The 17,985-nt window shown below is 73.7% G+C and carries 13 protein-coding genes and 1 pseudogene; 6 read left to right on the forward strand and 8 right to left on the reverse strand.

Annotated features, from left to right (window positions below; all coding sequences use genetic code 11):
- Nucleotides 1-64 precede the first annotated feature (64 nt).
- From FM110_RS05150 to FM110_RS05165, 4 genes and pseudogenes are all read left to right on the forward strand, one after another.
- Nucleotides 65-2,470 carry a beta-galactosidase gene (locus FM110_RS05150; RefSeq protein ID WP_087103279.1) on the forward strand — a complete coding sequence of 802 codons (2,406 nt, stop codon included), beginning with the start codon at nucleotides 65-67 and terminating at the stop codon, nucleotides 2,468-2,470.
- A gap of 49 nt (nucleotides 2,471-2,519) precedes the next feature.
- Nucleotides 2,520-4,052 (forward strand): annotated as a pseudogene (locus FM110_RS05155) (carboxylesterase/lipase family protein); the annotation flags it as partial.
- Nucleotides 4,049-5,077, forward strand: a complete 1,029-nt coding sequence (locus FM110_RS05160) for a nucleoside hydrolase (RefSeq protein WP_200810172.1) — start codon at nucleotides 4,049-4,051, stop codon at nucleotides 5,075-5,077. The pseudogene FM110_RS05155 and the gene FM110_RS05160, both read left to right, overlap by 4 nt.
- A 41-nt stretch (nucleotides 5,078-5,118) precedes the next feature.
- Nucleotides 5,119-7,068, forward strand: a complete 1,950-nt coding sequence (locus tag FM110_RS05165; RefSeq protein WP_087103283.1) for a glycoside hydrolase family 3 protein — start codon at nucleotides 5,119-5,121, stop codon at nucleotides 7,066-7,068.
- A gap of 212 nt (nucleotides 7,069-7,280) precedes the next feature.
- On the opposite strand, the gene FM110_RS05170 is transcribed toward FM110_RS05165, so the two are convergent.
- Both FM110_RS05170 and FM110_RS05175 read right to left on the reverse strand, forming a co-directional pair.
- A complete protein-coding gene (locus tag FM110_RS05170; protein WP_087103286.1) occupies nucleotides 7,281-7,670 on the reverse strand; it encodes a type II toxin-antitoxin system VapC family toxin in 390 nt (129 codons plus the stop codon).
- Complete coding sequence (locus FM110_RS05175; RefSeq protein ID WP_087103288.1) at nucleotides 7,667-7,909, reverse strand: type II toxin-antitoxin system Phd/YefM family antitoxin; 243 nt, start codon at nucleotides 7,907-7,909, stop codon at nucleotides 7,667-7,669. The genes FM110_RS05170 and FM110_RS05175 overlap by 4 nt, the downstream gene beginning before the upstream one ends.
- A gap of 245 nt (nucleotides 7,910-8,154) precedes the next feature.
- On the opposite strand from FM110_RS05175, the gene FM110_RS05180 reads away from it, so the two are divergent.
- The gene (locus FM110_RS05180; RefSeq protein ID WP_087103290.1) at nucleotides 8,155-9,270 is read left to right on the forward strand and encodes a cation diffusion facilitator family transporter; all 1,116 of its coding nucleotides are present in this window, start codon (nucleotides 8,155-8,157) and stop codon (nucleotides 9,268-9,270) included.
- Nucleotides 9,271-9,368: 98 nt separating this feature from the next.
- On the opposite strand, the gene FM110_RS05185 is transcribed toward FM110_RS05180, so the two are convergent.
- Nucleotides 9,369-10,580, reverse strand: coding sequence for an MFS transporter (locus tag FM110_RS05185; RefSeq protein ID WP_087103292.1), 1,212 nt, complete (start codon nucleotides 10,578-10,580; stop codon nucleotides 9,369-9,371).
- A 653-nt stretch (nucleotides 10,581-11,233) separates the two neighbouring features.
- Here FM110_RS05185 and FM110_RS05190 point away from each other — a divergent pair.
- Nucleotides 11,234-11,653, forward strand: a complete 420-nt coding sequence (locus FM110_RS05190; RefSeq protein ID WP_087103294.1) for a bleomycin resistance protein — start codon at nucleotides 11,234-11,236, stop codon at nucleotides 11,651-11,653.
- A gap of 466 nt (nucleotides 11,654-12,119) precedes the next feature.
- Here FM110_RS05190 and fabG read toward each other — a convergent pair whose 3' ends face one another.
- The 5 genes from fabG to FM110_RS05215 form a co-directional block, all read right to left on the reverse strand.
- Nucleotides 12,120-12,881, reverse strand: coding sequence for a 3-oxoacyl-ACP reductase FabG (gene fabG, locus FM110_RS05195; RefSeq protein WP_087103296.1), 762 nt, complete (start codon nucleotides 12,879-12,881; stop codon nucleotides 12,120-12,122).
- A 413-nt stretch (nucleotides 12,882-13,294) separates the two neighbouring features.
- A complete protein-coding gene (locus FM110_RS05200) occupies nucleotides 13,295-13,894 on the reverse strand; it encodes a hypothetical protein (RefSeq protein ID WP_087103298.1) in 600 nt (199 codons plus the stop codon).
- Between the two features lie 561 nt (nucleotides 13,895-14,455).
- Complete coding sequence (locus FM110_RS05205) at nucleotides 14,456-15,652, reverse strand: Dyp-type peroxidase (RefSeq protein ID WP_234991929.1); 1,197 nt, start codon at nucleotides 15,650-15,652, stop codon at nucleotides 14,456-14,458.
- A gap of 248 nt (nucleotides 15,653-15,900) precedes the next feature.
- Complete coding sequence (locus FM110_RS14110; protein ID WP_159457983.1) at nucleotides 15,901-16,485, reverse strand: copper chaperone PCu(A)C; 585 nt, start codon at nucleotides 16,483-16,485, stop codon at nucleotides 15,901-15,903.
- Nucleotides 16,486-17,005: 520 nt separating this feature from the next.
- Entirely contained in the window at nucleotides 17,006-17,746 is a 741-nt protein-coding gene (locus tag FM110_RS05215) for a hypothetical protein (RefSeq protein WP_087103303.1), read from the reverse strand.
- Nucleotides 17,747-17,985: the final 239 nt, after the last annotated feature.

The raw sequence follows: 17,985 nt of genomic DNA on the forward strand, positions 1-17,985 counted from the left end.
CCCGCTTCCCGCATCCGGACGGGCGCCGCCGCCCGACCGGGAACGCCCCTTCCAGGAGGACCCCATGACCGCCACCGATCCGACGTCCAGCGCGGCGCACCCCGTGCGCACCGCCCCGTGGGACGAGCGCCTCGGCTTCGGCGCCGCCTACTACCACGAGTACCACCTGAGCGACCGCCTGGACGAGGACATGGACCTCATGGCCGCGGCGGGCTTCACGCTGATCCGCGTGGGCGAATCCGTGTGGTCCACGTGGGAGCCGAGCGAGGGGGTGTTCGACCTCGACTGGCTCGAGCCGGTCCTGGACGCGGCGCATGCGCGCGGCATCGACGTCATCATCGGCACCCCCACCTACGCGGTGCCGCCGTGGCTGCGGATCGCGTACCCGGAGACCGCGCTCGAGCTCGCGACGGGCGCGCCCAAGCCCTACGGAGCGCGCCAGGACGTCGACTACTCCCACCCGACGTTCCGGCGCCTCGCAGAGCGGGTGATCGCGAAGATCGTCGAGCGCTACCGCGAGCACCCGGCCGTCGTCGGCTGGCAGGTGGACAACGAGCCCGGTCTCGCGCTGATCCACAACGAGGGCGCGTTCCGCGGCTTCGTGGAGTCGCTGCGCAAGCGGTTCGGCGGGGACGTCGAGGAGCTGAACCGGCGCTGGGGGCTCGTCTACTGGTCCCACCGCCTCACGGACTTCGACGAGCTGTGGCGGCCCGAGGGCAACACCACCCCCAGCTACGACCTCGCCTGGCGGCGCTGGCAGGCCGAGCTCTCCCACGACATGATCCGCTGGCAGACGGAGCTGGTGCGCTCCCTGGTCCCCGAGCATCACGTCATCACCACCTGCATCGCGGCCAACCAGTCCGGCCAGGACGTCACCGTGATCGCCGATCCGCTCGACGTCGCGGGCGCCAACGTCTACTACGCGGCCCAGGAGGGGCTCGCCCTGCCGGGGCCCGACGAGCTGCACCCGATGGGCGCCCCCGCGTGGATCCTGTGGTCGGGCGCCGCCTACCCGTCCTACCTCGCGGACGTCGCGCGCGGCATGAAGCAGGGCCCCTTCGTGGTCACCGAGACGAACGCGACGAACATCGGCTTCTCCGCCGATCAGCTGCCCTCGTGGCCCGGGCAGCGGCGCCAGGCGGTCTGGACGCTGCTGATGCGCGGCGCCCGGATGGTCGAGTACTGGCACTGGCACACCAACCGCTTCGGCGTCGAGACCTACTGGTCCGGCGTGCTGGGCCATTCCCTGCAGCCGGCCCGCGCCTACGACGAGCTCGCCGCGGTGGGCGCCGAGCTCGCGGCCCTGCGCGAGGACGTCACGGGCCTGACGCCGCTGAGCGATGTGGCGATCCTGGTCGACGCCCCCTCGCGCTGGGCGATCGAGTGCCAGCCGCCGTTCCACGCTGGCGACACCGCGACGTTCTTCGGGGACCGCGACGCCTCCGAGAAGATGCTCGCGCAGACCTACCGGGGCCTGTTCGACGCGGGCCTGTCGGCGGACATCGTCGCCCCGCACCAGCTGCCCGAGGACCCCGCCGCGATGGTGCGGGAGCATCCGGTGCTGATCGTGCAGTCGCTGTACATCGCCTCCGATGCGCTGCTCGCGCACCTGGTCGCCTACGCGGAGGCGGGCGGGCACCTGGTGCTGACGCCTCGCACGGGCGTGGCCGATGAGGACGCCGTGGTGCGCGCCGAGGTGCTGCCGGGGGCCCTGCGAGGCCCGGCCGGCGTGCGGTACACGGAGTCCACGGCGGTGCGGCGCCCGACCGCGGTGGGCGGTGCGCATGCTGATGCCGGTCCCGCGACGGGTGGCCAGGCCCCGGTGGAGGAGGCTGCGGGTTCTCGCCCGACCATCGCGGGCGGCGCGCTCTGGTACGCCGACTGCCTCGAGACCGAGGGCGCCGAGGTGCTCGCCGGTTACGGGGACGACCCGTTCCTGGGGCGCTTCGCCGCCGTGACCACCGCCCGCTGCGGGGAAGGCCGCGTGACGACCATCGGCTGCGTGCCCGACCGGCCGCTGTCGGCCTCTCTCGCCCGCTGGATCGCGCGCACATCGTTGCCGGAGGACCCGTGGCGGAGCACGATCGCCGGTCTCGCCCCGGCACCGGAGGGCGGTGACGGGCCGGTGGAGCGCGCGCATCCGACGCTCTCGCACAGCGCGGCGCGCCTGCGCGACGGGCGCGTGCTGCACGCCCTCCACAACTGGTCGTGGGAGCCTGCCGAGGTGGGCGCCCCGACCGCCTGCACGCGACGACAGCCCGACGGCACCTCCGTCGAGCTCGCCGCGGGCGCCCCGATCGTCCTGGGACCGTGGGACACGGCCCTGCTCATCACCGACGCGCCCGACTCCGACGCCGCACCCCGGTCGCCGGAGCCGTCCGCGGCATCGCGGCCGTCGGCCTCGCCCCGCACGACCGGCACGACCCGCACGACCAGCACGACCCGCCCGACCGGCACGGAGGAATCATGACCACCACCCCCACCGACGCGAGGACCCGCGGGGCTTCACCTCCGACGCCTTCTGCGGCATCCCGTTCGCGGCGCCGCCCCAGGGCGCCCTGCGCTTCGCGGCCCCGCAGGAGCCCGCGCCGTGGACCGAGCCCCGCGATGCCTCCGCCTACGGCCCGACCCCGCAGCGGGTGCCGTTCGGCGAGGTCACCGCCATCCCCGAGCCGACGATCCCCGGCACCGAGACCCTGAGCGTCAACGTGTTCACCCCACCGCTGGCCGACGCCGAGCGCGAGGGCGCCCGCCTGCCGGTGCTCGTGTGGATCCACGGCGGCGGCTACAGGGCCGGCAGCGCCGCGAGCCCCTGGTACGACGGGGCGGCGTTCGCCCGCGACGGCATCGTGACCGTGACGATCTCCTACCGCCTGGGCCTGGACGGCTTCGGCTCCGTGCCCGGCGCCCCCGACAACCGCGGACTGCGCGACCAGATCGCCGCCCTGACCTGGGTGCGCCGTGCGATCGGCGCCTTCGGCGGGGACCCGGAGCGCGTGACCATCGCCGGCCAGAGCGCCGGCGGCGGCTCCGTCCTGGCCCTGCTGGCCTCCCCCGCCGCCGAGGGCCTGTTCCGCGCCGGGATCTCCCAGTCCGGTGCGCTGCGACGCATGCCGCTCGAGACCGCGCGGGAGCGCACCGCGCGCCTCGCGCAGATCGCGGGCGTCGAGCCGACCCTCGAGGGTCTCGCGACCCTGGACGATGCGGCGATCGACGCGGCGCAGGCCGCCCTCGAGGGCGAGCTCGGCGCCGCGGCCCAGCAGGCGGCGGCCGCCTCCGCGGCGCCGCTGGCCGACTGGGTGGCGGAGAACCTCGCGGGCGCGGACATGCCGGGCCTGGCCTTCTACCCCGTGGCCGACGACGAGATCCTGCCCCGGGAGATCCTGGACGCCCTGGCCGACCCGCCGGCGCGGCGCCCGCTGCTGGCGGGGGCCGTGGCCGATGAGTTCTCGATGGCGGGCGGCGCTCTCGCAGGGATGCTCGGCGGCGCCGACGTCGTCGAGGCCCTGGGCTCCACCGTGGTCGGGGATCTCGCCGGGCGTCTGGTCACCGAGCTCAACCGCGGGCACCCAGCGGCGGACGCCCTGGGCGGGATCATCACCCTGGGCACGTTCCGCCTGCCGCTGCTCGAGGTGGCCGACCGCAGCGCGGGCCCCATCTTCGTCTACGACCTGCGCTTCGCGCCGCGCGGGGGCACCGCGAGCCACTGCATCGACGTGCCCTTCGTCTTCGACGCCCTGGGCACCGCGGCCGAGCACGTCACGGCGCTGTGCGGCGAGCAGCCGCCGCAGGAGCTGGCCGATGCGGTCCACGGCGCGTGGGTGCGCTTCATCGCCGACGGCAAGCCGGGCTGGCCCGCCTGGGAGACCGCCGAGGGGCGCGGCATACGCCTGGGCGGGCCCGAGGCGTCGGGCGACTGCGCCGTCGAGCCCCTGCTGGGCCTCGAGCGCGCGCTGGCCGAGCGCCTCGCGGAGGCCGCACCGGTCGCCGAGCCCGATCCCGCGTCTTCCATCGCCCCTGCCCCTGATCACTCCCCGGAGGAGAACCGATGAGCGCCCAGAACCCCGCCGTCACCGACACCACCACCGCCCCGGCGACCGCGCAGGCCGCCCTGCCCCAGATGCCCGAGATCCGCCCGCGCGTGCGCGTGATCAGCGACAACGACTACATCGGCGACCCCGACGGCCTCGTGCAGCTGGCCCACCACGCGCTCAGCCCCTCCGTCGAGCTCGTCGGCGTGATCGCCTCGCACCTGCGCGAGGGCGACCCGTTCGACCCCTCGGGCCGCTCCGCCGAGCGGGGCGTCGGCGCGGCCCGCGAGGTGCTGCGCCTGGCCGGGCGCGAGGACGTGCGCGTCGTCGCGGGCTCCGAGAAGGCCGTGCCGTCCGCGGACGCGGCCGTGATCGCCGCCGAGCGCGGCGGCAGCGAGGCCGTGCGCTTGATCGTCGACGAGGCGCTGCGGGAGGATCCGCGACCGCTGTACGTGTGCTGCGGCGGCTCCCTCACGGAGATCGCGAGCGCGCTGGCCGCAGCCCCGGAGATCGCCGAGCGCCTCACCGTGGTGTGGATCGGCGGAGCCGAGCATCCGGCAGCGCCCGTCGCGCCGGGCGTGCCGCCGGTCGAGTACAACACCGCGATCGATCCCGTCGCCGCGCGCCTGGTGCTCAACGCCTCGGCAGTGGAGCTGTGGCAGGTCCCGCGGGACGCCTATCGGCAGACCATCGCCTCGTTCGCGGAGCTCACCGTGCACATGGCGGGCGCCGGGGAGCTCGGCGCGCACCTGTTCGCGGCCCTCTCGCGGGTCACGGCCGAGGTGTCGGCCCTGGGCATGGACCCCGGGGAGGCCTACGTGCTCGGGGACTCCCCGCTGGTGCTGCTCACGGCGCTGCAGACGGCCTTCGAGCTCAGCCCCGCGTCCTCGTCCTTCCGCCGCCGCCCGGCCCCGGTGCTGACCGACGAGGGCGCGTACTCGGGCGAGGTGATGGCCGATCGCGAGATCACCGTGTGGGAGCGCCTCGACGTGGCCCTCATGCACCTCGACCTGTACGCCAAGCTGGCCCTGCGCGCCCGGGCCTGATCCGCCACCACCACCGCCGACCACCCCTCCAGGAGCCCCCGATGACCTCCCGCCCCGATCTGGCCCTGCTCACCGCCGACGACGGCACGCGCTTCCGCGACCTCGACCACGACGGCGTCATGGCGCCGTTCGAGGACCCGCGGCTCTTGCCCGACGAGCGCGCCGCCGACCTGACGTCCCGCCTGAGCCTCGAGGAGAAGGCCGGGCTCATGTTCCACAGCATCATCGAGATGTCCCCCGACGGGGAGCCGCTGACCGGCCCCGGGATGATCGCGACGATGGGCACCGAGGACATGGTGCTGCGGCGTCGGATCACGCACGCCAACGTGCACGCGCTGGCGTCGAGCGGGCGTGCCACGGCCCGCTGGGCCAACACGGTCCAGGAGATGGCGGCCCAGGGGCCGCATTCGATCCCCGTGACGATCAGCTCCGATCCGCGCCACTCGATGGTGCAGAACGAGGGCGCCGCGTTCTCCGCGGGGGTCATGTCGGCCTGGCCGGAGCCCCTCGGCCTCGCGGCCCTCGACTCCCCCGAGGCGGTGCGGGAGTTCGCGGACATCGCCCGGCGCGAGTACCGGGCCGTCGGCATCCATGCGGCGCTGCACCCGCAGATCGACCTGGCGACCGAGCCGCGGTGGGGCCGCCAGTTCCACACCTTCGGCCCCGACGCCGAGCGGGTCTCGCGGATCGCCGAGGCCTACCTCGACGGCTTCCAGCTCACGGCGGAGCTGGGCCCGGAGTCGGTGGCCTGCATGGCCAAGCACTTCCCCGGCGGCGGCCCGCAGAAGGATGGGGAGGACCCCCACTTCCCCTACGGGCGCGAGCAGGTCTACCCGGGCGGGCGCTTCGAGATGCACCTCGAGCCGTTCCGCGCGGCCATCGCCCGCGGCGTCAGCGCCCTCATGCCCTACTACGGAATGCCCGTCGGCCTGGTGCGCAACGGAGAGGCGATCGAGGAGGTGGGCTTCGGCTACAACCGGCAGGTCATCACGCAGATCCTGCGCGAGGAGCTGGGCTTCGACGGCGTCGTGTGCACGGACTGGGGCCTGGTCACGGACATGCACGCGATGGGCAAGCCGCTGCCGGCCCGCACCTGGGGCGTCGAGCACCTGGACGCCGACGAGCGGATCATCAAGGCCGTCGGCGCCGGGGTGGACCAGTTCGGCGGCGAGGAGTGCCCCGAGCGGATCGTCGCGCTCGTGCGGGACGGGCGGATAGACGAGGCCCGCATCGACGCCTCCGTGCGCCGCCTGCTGCGGGTGAAGTTCCAGCTGGGGCTGTTCGACGACCCGTTCGTGGACGAGGACGCGGCCGAGCAGATCGTCGGGCTCGAGGAGTTCCGGGAGAGCGGGGCACGGGCGCAGGCGGCGTCGGTGATCGTGCTGAAGAACGGGGCGGATGCGCGGGCGGCGACCGCGGGGCAGGCTCCTGCGGCGGAGCGGGGCGCCGCGTCGGCGGCTGAGCGGAGCACCGCGTCGGCGGCGACCCTCGGCCCGGTCGTGCTGCCGCTGCCTGCGGATGAGCGCCGCGTGTACGTCGAGGGCTTCTCCGAAGCCGCGGCCTCGCGGCTCGGGACGGTCGTGGCGGATCCCGCGGACGCCGATCTCGCGGTGGTGCGGCTCGCCGAGCCCTTCGACCCACGCGACGACCTGCTCCTGGAGTCCTTCTTCCACCAGGGCTCGCTCGAGTACCGCCCCGGCCTGGTCGCCCGTCTGCGGACGGTCGCCGAGCAGGTGCCGCTCATCGTCGACGCGACGCTGCTGCGCCCGGCGATCCTCGCGCCGATCGCGGAGATCGCGACCGTGCTGGTCGGCAGCGCCGGGGTCTCCGACGATGCCCTGGTGGACGCGCTGACCGGTGCGGTCGAGCCGATCGGGACGCTGCCCTTCGAGATCCCCTCCTCGATGGACGCCGTGCGCGCCTCCCTCACCGACGTCCCCGGCGGCACCGCGGATCCGACGTTCCCGGCGCGCTTCCGCGCGGGGAGCTGAACCGCGGGGCGCTGAGAACCGCAGGGCACGGCATCGCGGGGAGCTGATTCACCGGGCACGAGTGCTCAGGCGCCGCCGGTGCTGTGCGGCTCTGGACGGGCCGAGGGTCGGTGCTCGGCGAACGCGGGGTCGACGGCGAGCTCGGGGGCGACGGCGAGCACGGGGTCGACGGCGAGCACGGGGCGACAGCCGGCGCTTCCGCTGAGCGCGGTTCAGCGTCGCGCGTCGACCACGCCGCTGCGCCCCATGCCCAGCAGCACGCTGTCCGAGGTCAGCAGCTCGGCGCGCTCTGCCGATGCCTGTGCCAGGAGCATCCGATCGAACGGGTCGTGTCGACGGAGGTCCGGGTCCTCGAGCAGCGTCGCGGCGTGGTGCGCCGTGAACGGCAGCTCACGCAGCCCGGACTCCGCGAAGATGCGCGGGAACGCGTCCGCGCCGGGGAGGGCGATCCGACCGAGCATGTGCTTGATCGCGATCTCCGAGACGGAGACCGCCGAGAAGCAGACCTGATCCGCTGATCCGATGCGCTCTCTCGCCTCCGGTCCGAGACGGGGGCTGTCCGCGACGAGCCACAGCAGCGCATTCGTGTCGAACAGGATCATGCGTCCTGCGCCCCGTAGAACATCTCCGCGATCTCCTCGTCGTGCCCGTCGAAGACATCCGGGTCGTGATCCGCGGCGTCCGGAGCCAGCCCGTAGACCACGCGCAGGGGGCGGTGCGGCACGAGATCGACGAGCGGCGCCCCCGCCCGCGCGATCGTGATCTCCTCCCCCTCGAGGACGCGGGCGATGAGCGCGGAGAGGTTCGACTTGGCCTCGTGCATGTTGACCCGCGTGGACATGCGACCACGATACCGGGCCCGGTCGGGCCCGGTCCAAGTCTGGATCGGCGAGGCCCCGTCCAGGCCCGGATCGGCGAGGCCCGGTGCGGCTCGGAGCCGGGCCGCCCCCGGGTCGAGGCGCGCGAGACGGCCCTCACGCAGCCCCGAGCGACACACCGACCTTTCCGATGACGTCGCATGGCGATATCATCGTTTTTTGACGATGCCGCTGTGGCGGCACCGATCCGGGAGGGGGCGCGACCGCGATGGGCACTGCGGACGAGGGTGAACGGCCGGGCCGCGGTCACTCCGACTCCGGCGGGAGTCCCCTCCGCCCGGACCATGCGCACGCGGGCACGGGCACCCCCGGCCACGAGCTCGCACACCCGGGCGCGCAATCCCCGCCCCAGGCGCACGCGCACCCGAGCAGCCATTCCCCCTCCCCTGCACACGGCCACGGCCACGGCCACGGCCACGGCCACGGCCACGGCTCATCGTCCACCGCGCGCCTCGCCATCGCCGCCGCCCTGACCTGCGGGATCGTCATCGCCCAGGCCGTCGGCACCGTGCTGACCGGCAGCCTCGCGCTCCTCACCGATACCGCGCACGCGCTCGTCGACGCCTCGGGCCTGATCATCGCGCTGACCGCCGCCGCGCTCATGCGCCGCCCCGCCACCAGCACCCGCACCTGGGGCCTGGCCCGGCTCGAGGTGCTCGCGGCGCTGGCGCAGTCGAGCCTGCTGATCGGCGTCGGCGTCTACACCGCGATCGAGGGGATCTCGCGTCTGGCCTCCCCGCCCGCGGTCGCCGCGCGGGAGCTGCTGGTGTTCGGCGTGATCGGCCTGGCCGCCAACGTCTTCGCGATCCTGGTCCTCGCGGGCGGGCGCGATGCGAGCCTGAACCTGCGCGCCGCCTTCCTCGAGGTCCTGAACGACGCGCTCGGCTCCGCCGGCGTCATCGCCGCAGCGATCATCATCGAGACCACGGGCTTCCTGCGCGCCGATGCGCTCGCGGGCCTGTTCATCGCCGCCCTGATCGTCCCGCGCGCCCTGCGGATCCTGCGCGAGACCGTCCGCATCCTCCTCGAATCCGTGCCGGCGGGCATCGATCTCGACGATGTCCGCAGCCACCTGCTCGAGCTCGAGCACGTGCGGGGCGTCCACGACCTGCACGCCTCGACGATCGGCACCGGCCAGCCCGTGCTCTCGGCCCACGTGGTGGTCGATGCCAGATGTTTCGAGACCGCCCATGCGCTGCAGATCCTGCGGGACGTCCACGAGTGCGTGCGCACCCACTTCCCCGTCGCCTTCGAGCACGCCACGATCCAGCTCGAGACGCTCGAGATCGCCCGCGCCGAGGAGCCGCACGGCCTGCACGCGTGAGGCGAGCGCCGGGAACGGGACCCCGTGCTGGAACTGGTAGCCATACGTGCAGACACTCCTCATGAGAGCCGCGTCTGCACGTATGGCTACCAGTTCTGTCAGCACCGCACCGGCGCGTCGGACCAGGCGGGGATCAGGCGGTTCATCCGCTCGGACATCGCCAGGCCCAGGCCCGCGAACAGCAGCAGCGCCACCGGGAACAGCCACAGGCCGACCCACCCCGCGACGGCGCCGAAAGCCGGCGGCATCAGCGTCGTGCCGAGGTAGGCGGCTGCCATCTGGATGCCGATGATCGCCTGGGAGTTGTTCTTCCCGAAGTTCGCGGGCGTCGAGTGGATGATCGCCGGGTAGATCGGGGCCGAGCCGAGGCCGGCGATGACCAGGCCGGCGAGCGCGAGGACGGGCGTGGGCAGCGGCAGCAGGAGCAGCAGCGCGCCGATGCCGACGAGCGTGAAGCCGCCGCGGATCAGCTGACGGTCCCCGATGCGATCGGCGACGAAGCCCGCGAGGAAGCGTCCGCCGGTGACGCCGAGGAGGTACATCGCGGCGAACGTCGCCGCCGTCGCGGTGTCCACCCCGCGAGCGGAGACGAGGTAGGTCGAGGCCCACAGCATCGCGGTCGACTCGAGGGCGCAGTAGGCGAAGAACGTGGCCAGGATCAGCACGACGCCGGGGATCCGCAGCGCGGTCGCCAGCGGCACATGCCCGCCGGGACGCTCCTCGGCCTCGCCGTTCTCGTCGACCGGCACCGGGCGGGCGCGATCGACCTTCCCCCACAGCGGGATCGCGACGACCAGGGCGATCACTAAGGCCACCTGGATGATGCCGACGGTCAGGTAGGCGCTGGACCAGCCCGCCCCCATCGACAGGGCGGTGCCCATGATGAACGGGCTAATCGAGGCGCCGACGCCCCAGAAGCTGTGCAGCCAGTTCATGTGGCGGGCCGCGTAGTGCAGTGCCACGTAGTTGTTGAGGGCGGCGTCGACCGCTCCGGCGCCCAGGCCGTACGGGATCGCCCACAGGCACAGCATCCAGAACGCGCTGGAGAACGAGAATCCCAGCAGGGCGACGGCCGTCATGCCCACGCTCACGGCCGTGACGACGCTCGCGCCCAGACGCCGGGTGAGGCGCTCCGAGGCGAGGCTCGAGACGATCGTGCCGGCGGCGATGATCATCGAGACGATGCCGGCGAAGGCGACGGGGACGTCGAGCTCGCCGTGCATGGCGGGCCAGCCGGCGCCGAGGAGGGCGTCGGGGAGGCCGAGGCTGATGAAGGCGATGTAGATGATCGCGAGGAGGAGCGCGTACACGGCGGGAGGCGGTGCCTTTCGGGGACGGCTGCTGCGGACGGCAGGCGGCGCGAGCAGGAGGGACCGGGGTCGACACGTCTGCGGATGAGCTCGCGAGGGGCGTCGATCGCACGGCGACCGGGCGCTGCCCCATCGCCGTGGGACCAGGGTACCCAGAAATAGGTGACCACATTTATTTAGTCGGGCGCCGCGTCCTCCGCCGGGCGCTCAGGTCGCCCACGGAGCTCCGGTCCGACTCGCGCTCCGTCTCCCATCCGCTCCCGACATCCGGTCCGTTGTTCCCCACCTCCGATCGGTGCTCCGCCTCCGATCCGTTCCCGACCTCCACTCCGCTGTTCCCCGTCTCCGGGCCGCGCTCCGTCCCCCGTCCGCTCCCCACCTCCGATCGGTGCTCCGCCTCCGATCCGTTCCCGACCTCCACTCCGCTGTTCCCCGCCTCCGGGCCGCGCTCGGTCCCCCGTCGTCGCCTCCTGCGCGGAACGGCACACGCACCGGTGTCCCTTCGCCGCGCACTCCTGCGGTACGCGTCCAGAATCTGCAGTCCAGCGGCATGCGCCCCGCATATGGCGAGGCACGTGCCGTCTCGATGCATTCTGCGGACCGAGCCGCCCGGTCCCACATCCCATCGCTGCGCGCTGTGGTCTCCTGGTGCCATGGCTCCCGCTCCCGCCCTCGTCCCCGAGCTCGCCGTCACCGACTGCGCCGCCTCTCGGCGATTCTGGTGCGACCTGCTGGGCTTCATCGTGCTCTACGACCGTCCCGAAGAGGGCTTTGCCTATCTGGCCTGCGGCGATGCGCACGTGATGCTCGACCAGATCGGCCTGGGGCGGACATGGCGCACCGGCGGATTCGAGAAGCCGCTCGGGCGCGGGATGAATCTGCAGATCTCCGTGGACGACCTCGACGCACCGCTGGCTCGTCTCGCCGCGGAGGACTGGCCGCTGTTCCTCGAGCCCGAGGAGGTCTGGTACCGCACCGGCGGGGAGGAGTCTGGCGTGCGGCAGTTCCTCGTGCAGGACCCCGACGGGTATCTCGTGAGGCTGCAGACGTCGCTCGGGCGCCGCAAGGTCTGAGCAGCACCGCTTCCGGGGCCGCGCCATGGCCCGGGGAGCGGCTCAGCCCCGGGAAGCGGCTCAGCCCCGGGGAGTAGCTCAGCCCGGGCCGGGATTCATACCGTCGACAACGCGGTCGACCCTGCGACCGCCCCACGCGGGCCGATGGCCCGACGGGAGCACACGGCGTCGGCGAGCACCGCCGACATGTATGCCCACCAGCGTTGCGAGAACCGGTAGCCATACGTGCAGACACCGCCTCCACGGGCGTCGTCCGCACGCATAGCGACCACTTCTGTCAGCGCTCCCCCGCCACTCGTGCACGAGGGCTTTTCCCCGCACCCGACGCCCGGCGATCACGGTCCGCCGCAGAGCGACCATCACCCTTCTCCTCGGCCCGCCCCGTGAACGCATGCACCGCCGCCGCGCGCACCACGCGCGGGCTCCTCGCGGGCACGCGCCCCATGAGCACGCGCACGCGCCGCGGTCAGAGATCCTCGAGCGCCTCCGGGGTCTCCGGGAGGATCTGGCCGCCGTCGACCACGATGCCCTGGCCGGTGATGTACCGCGCCCCGTCGAAGGCGAGGAAGGCGACGGCCTCGCCGATGTCCGCGGGCTCCCCGAGGAACCCGGCGGGGACGGAGCGCGCCATCCGGTCCATGTACTCCTGCCCCAGCTCCCGCAGCCCCGGGGTCACGATGTTGCCCGGGAGCACGGCGTTGACCGTGACGGAGCGGCGGGCCAGCTCGATCGCCGCGGAGCGCACGAAGCCCATCTGCGCGGCCTTCGTCGCCCCGTAGTGCGACCACGCCGGGAAGCCCGTGATGTTCCCGGTGATCGAGCTGGTCACGACGATGCGCCCTCGGCCGGACGCCTCGAGTGCGGGGATCGCGGCCTGCACGGCGTGGATCGTGCCCTTGACGTTGATGTCGAAGATGGCGTCGATGTCCGCATCGGTCATAGCGTCGATCCGGGCCTGCGGGTACACCCCGGCGTTGGACGCCAGGATCGACAGTCCGCCCAGCTCGGCGACGACGTCGGCGACCACGCGTCGGCACGCATCGGCGTCCCGGACGTCGAGCACATGGGCGATGGCCCCTGTCTCGCGGGCCTGCGCGCACTCCTCCTCGGTGACCCCGGTGACGGCCACCCGGGCGCCGTGCGCGCGCAGGCGCTCGGCGATCCCGGCGCCGATGCCGAGCGTCCCTCCGGTGACCAGAGCGGTGCGGCCCTCCAGCAGTGCGGTCATTCCCGATGCCTCCTCATGCGTCGCTGCGATGCGGCGCCGCGTCGGGGGGCCGTGCGTGCGGCCCTGCGACGCCTGGCTCCCTCCATCCACCGTAGCCCGGGGGCGGCGGGGGCGGGGCGGGGTCCGTGAGCCGGTGAGCGGGCCGGTTGCGAGCGCCGGGAGTGAGCCGTGCTGGCGGGCGGGAGCGGGCAGGGTCGCGTGTGCCGGGGAACGGTGGCGGCACGTGTCGGGGACAGGCTGTGCGAGGGCCGCGCACGTGGGGGAAGGACGGGGCGAGAGCCGTCCAGAAAATGCAGTGGGACGGCATCTGCCTCGCCCATGGCGGGTCGCATGCCGCCTCGATGCATGTTCGGGACGAGGCGGCGAGCATGGCGGGGTCGATCATCACCGCACCCGCCCGTCGACGCGGTCCCTCAGCGATGCACTCGCCGCGCCAGCAGCGCGAGCGCCCCGATCCCGAGCAGCTGGATGACGACCGAGACGACAGTGGGCACGAGGCCCAGAAGGTACCCGGCGTACATCGCGAAGGAGTGCAGGAAGAGGAAGGAGACCGCCGTCGAACAGACGGTGGCCGCGACCGCGACCACGACGGCACCGAGCAGCAGGATGGGGCGGTAGCGGCGCGCGAGCACCCAGGCGCCGATCACGAGCGAGACCTCGATGAGGCCGATGACACCCGTGGACAGCAGGTGGAACACGCGGAAGGTCTCGACCTCCATCTGCGCCAGCGCCATGCCTGCGAAGAGCGAGAGGACGTATGCGGCACCGATGCCCCACACGAGGGCGCCGACCACGGCGCCTGTCGCCCAGGCCCTCGAGGCCACCGGCGTCCGCATGAGCCAGATGCCGACGACGAGGACCGCAGTGACGGCGAGCGCCGTTCCGAAGGGGACCAGGCGCGCGAGAAGGTATCCCGCACCCATCTCGCCGGGGGCATTCAGCAGCGAACGAATGATGAGGGCCGAGATCAGGGCCGTCGGGATGCTCGCGGCGATCCCCAGGAGGAACACCACGACCCCGACTGTGTCGCGCGGGCCGCGGGGCCCCGGAGTCGCTGCGCTCGGCGTCCCCGGTACGGGGCCAGCAGACGGTGCGCCGGCCGCGAGGTCCGTCGACGGTGCTCCTGCCACGGCGCCCGTCGACGGCGCACCCGTCGGGGAGGCGCCCATCGCCGTCGGGCTCGGATCACCTGGCGTCTGCGACGTCGCTCCCGGACCCGTCGGCCCCTGACCGCTCGGTCCCGCCGGTGAGATCGCAGAGGGGTCCTGCATCGGCCGCCATCCGTCCATGTCCTGCCCCGTCCTGTGCGCGGGCGACCTTGTTCGCCCTCCCGATCAGCCCGATCCGGGCCCCAAGGGAAGAGTATCGCCGCGGCACCGGGGACCCGGCCCTGCCGGGGCCGACACGGCGAGGGCGCAGCCGACCGAGGCGGAGCGCTCGACCTCACCGGACCGTTCCATCACGGCGAACGGTTCGGCCGAGACGAACGGCCCGGCCGAGGGAGACGGCTCCCATCCGCTCGGGCGCCCCGCTGAGCCCCTGTCCACCGGTGTGCCGGACCCCGACCGCCCTCTTCACCCCAGCACGGCCTCGCCGACGAACTCGCCCTCGGCGCAGCCCGGCGGGATCCCGAACACGGCCGAGCCGATCGGCGTGGTCCACGTGTTCAGCAGGTCGAGCTCGTCCAGGCGCCGCTGCATCGGCACGAACTGCTCGAGCACGCTCGCCTGGAACGCGACGAAGATCAGGCCCGACGACGAGATCGCGCCCGCCCCCGCGCCCACCGGCTCGTCGTAGCTGTAGGGCCGACGCAGGATCGTCTGCCCCCCGTTCGGGCTGTCGACGCCCCGGGCCCGGCGCATGTGCGAGAACTCGGGGATGGCCGCGAAGCCGTTGGGGCCGAGCTTGTCGAAGTCGGGCTCGTCGTGCTCGGCGGTCCCGGTCAGCGGCGCCCCGGTGTCCAGGCGGCGGCCGATGGCGAGCTCGCGGCCGGGCCGGTCGAGCTCGTCCCAGGTGTCGAGGTCCATGGCGATGCGGCGCAGCACCATCGAGGTGCCGCCCGCCCACGGTCCGTCGGGGATCCACACGGTGTGGCGGAACGACTCCTCCCCGGGCTGCGGGTTCACGGTGCCGTCGACCTGGCCGAAGAGGTTGCGCATCGTCGTCCCGGGCTTCACGGAGCCGTGGGCCTGGTGGAAGCCCTGCTGGGTCCAGCGGAGGTCCGCGAAGGCGCGCAGGTCCTTCAGCAGCATCCGCACGGCGTGGGCGACGGTGTGGGGCTCGCCGGCGGAGACCTGGAGCAGGAGGTCGCCGTCGCACAGCGTCGGCTCGAGGCGGTCGATGCCGAACGCCGGCAGCGGGGCCAGCCACGTCGGTACCTCCCGCTCAGCGGCCCGCACGAGGGCAGGTCCGAAGCCGACGGTGATCGTGAGCGACGCCGGGACCTCCGCGAGCTCGGGCTCGGTGTCCGCGAGGGCCCCGCGGCCGGCGGTCAGGCGCGCCGCGTCGTCGGTGAGGATGCGCAGCATGCGGATCACGTCGTCGCGCACGGCCCCCGGTCGCAGGTCGAGGGACACGAAGGTGGCGTGCGCGGCGGGCGGGGTCTCGATGCCGGCCTGGTGCTCGCCGTGGAAGGGGATCGTGGTCGCGCCCATCAGCGGGGCGGCCTCACCCCCGGAGGGGGCGCCGACGCGGTCGCGGACCGCGTCGGCGCCGGCCAGGGCAGCGGCGCCGAGCACCGCTCCCCCGGCCGCGGCTCCGCCGATGAGCACCCCGCGGCGACCCGGCCGCGACGCGGCAGGATCCTGCTGCCCGTCGGGGCCGGCCGCGGACTGCGGTGCCGCCGATGCGGCCGATGCGGCGGATGCGGCGGCGTCCTGCCGCTCATCCGGCTGGGCCGCAGACCGGCGGTCGGCGGATTCGGTCACGTGCTGCGGGTCCGCCGCGTCTCGCGGATCCCCTAGGTGCTGCGGGTCCGCCGGGTCCTGAGGGGCCGTCGGCTGGCGTGGGTCGTCCTGCATCAGTGCCCGCCGTCCGAGCCCATGCCGCCCATGTCCTCCATGCCGCCGCCGTCGGAGGCGCCGCCGTAGTTCTCCTTGGCGCCGGTGAACTCCTTGACGGCGGCGGTGAAGGGGATCGTGGTCCCGTCCTCGAGCTCGAGGGTCACCTCGACCTCGTCGCCCGGCTTCAGAGGACCGGTGAGCTGCATGAGCATGATGTGGTTCGCGCCCGGCTCGAGCGCGAACTCGCCGCCGGCGGGGACGACGAATCCGTTCTCGGCCTTCTGCATGCTCGATGCTCCCGTGGAGTCGGTGATGGTCTCGTGCAGCTCGCACATCCCGGCGGCCGGGCTCTTGGCACCGGTCACGTGCACGTCCTTGTCGGTCGTGTTCTTCAGGACGCCGAAGACGCCGGTCATATCGGACTCGGCGGCCTTGGCCCACGGGTCGGTGACGCTCAGGGCCGACGCGGTCGCGCCGGACGAACCGCCGTCCGAGGCGCCGGAGGCCGTGCCGCCGTCGCACGCGGCGAGCAGGGGCAGGACCGGGAGGGACACGAGGCCGAGCAGCGCGGCACGGCGGGTGGGGGCGGTGGTGCGGGTCATGGGTGCTCCTTGGATGGGCGTGCTCGCGCATCGGTGCGCGGGCGCAGGACGAACGGTGTCGAAGAAGGGATGGGGCCGATGAGCGATCCCCGGTGGATGCCGCGGTGCCGAGCCGGTGGCAGCCGTGCCGGTGGGAGCCGTGCGGTAGCAGCCGGTCCGTGTGCAGACGCCGCGGGCGCCGGTCCCGTCGATCGCGCGGGTGCCGGTCCCGTCGATCGCGCGGGTGCCGGTCCCGTCGATCGCGCGGCTGCCGGTCGCGTCGATCGCGCACAGGGCGCGGCCGTCCGCTCGGCACTCCGATGACGGGGCACAGATGACGGGGCACAGAGCCGGGTTCCGCAGGTCTTGCGGTGCCGACCGCGAGGCGGTCTGCCCGGGCCCCTGGACGTGCGGTCCGCACGGACACGGAACCCCTGCCGCAGATGGGCGCGGCGGGTCCGGCAGCGCCGGGGCGGGGCGTGGTCGCATCGAGGGTCCGGCGGGCCTGCGCTCGGACGCGGGGTCAGCGGCGACGACGGGCTCAGACGGCCAGGAGCAGCGGTGGCCCGCGCCGCCGCAGGGGGTCCAGGAGCGCCTCGCGGAGGCGGGCGCCGATCTGCTGGGGTGCACGATCCCGGGCCGCGGGCACGGCCGGGAGCGCGAGAAGGGGGCGCGGCAGGTGCGGGGCGATGTGCGCGAGCGCGCGGGCGATCAGGCCCAGGCAGCGCAGGAGCACGACCTCCCCGCGGTGCAGCAGCGAGATAGTGACGAGGGCGGCGGCGACATGGCCCAGCAGCATCATCGGCCCCATGCCGACGGCGTGCGCGAGATGGGCAGCGGCCGACGAGTCCGGGGTCGCCGCCGTCGCGGGCATCGTCATGCCGCCGTGGAGCATCGCGCCGTCCGGCATGACGCCGTCAGGCATCGCGCCCGGTGGCACCGCCCCGTTCACAGCCGCCCTGCTCGCAGCCGCCCCATACCCGGCATGGTGGCCCGAGGGCAGGCCCCCGGCGGCGAGCGCGAGCTGCACTCCCCCGCCGATGCTGAACAGCAGGTGGAACAGGACCTGGCTCGCTGCGACGGAGACGCTCATGCCCACCAGGCTCGGCCGGCGACCGATCGCCAGGACGCACACCGAGACCGACAGCCACCACGGCAGCAGGATCCCCAGCAGCGGCACGGACTCGGCGCCGCCGAGGAGGTGGCCGATCAGGGCGACGGCGGTCGCGACCGACGCGGCAGCGGTGCCGCGCAGGATTCGCAGGCCGCGTCCGTCGCTCATGCTGACATTGTGCCTGGAAACCCGCGCGAGCGGGGCACGGTGCGGTCGAGGGGGCCGGGGCGACGGGAGTTCCGGGCCGCGGGAGCACGGGCGGCTCAGAAATCCAGGGCATCAGGAGCGCAGACGACGCGGTTCCCCCACCCCGATGGGAAGTGCCGCATGCATGCGTGCCGATAGCCGGTATATGGGCCTATCGGCGCGTATTGCTGCGGTACTTCCCATCGCCTCCGTACGACGAC

Origin of the sequence: Brachybacterium nesterenkovii (assembly GCF_900163655.1) — a bacterium.
GTDB lineage: Bacteria > Actinomycetota > Actinomycetes > Actinomycetales > Dermabacteraceae > Brachybacterium > Brachybacterium nesterenkovii.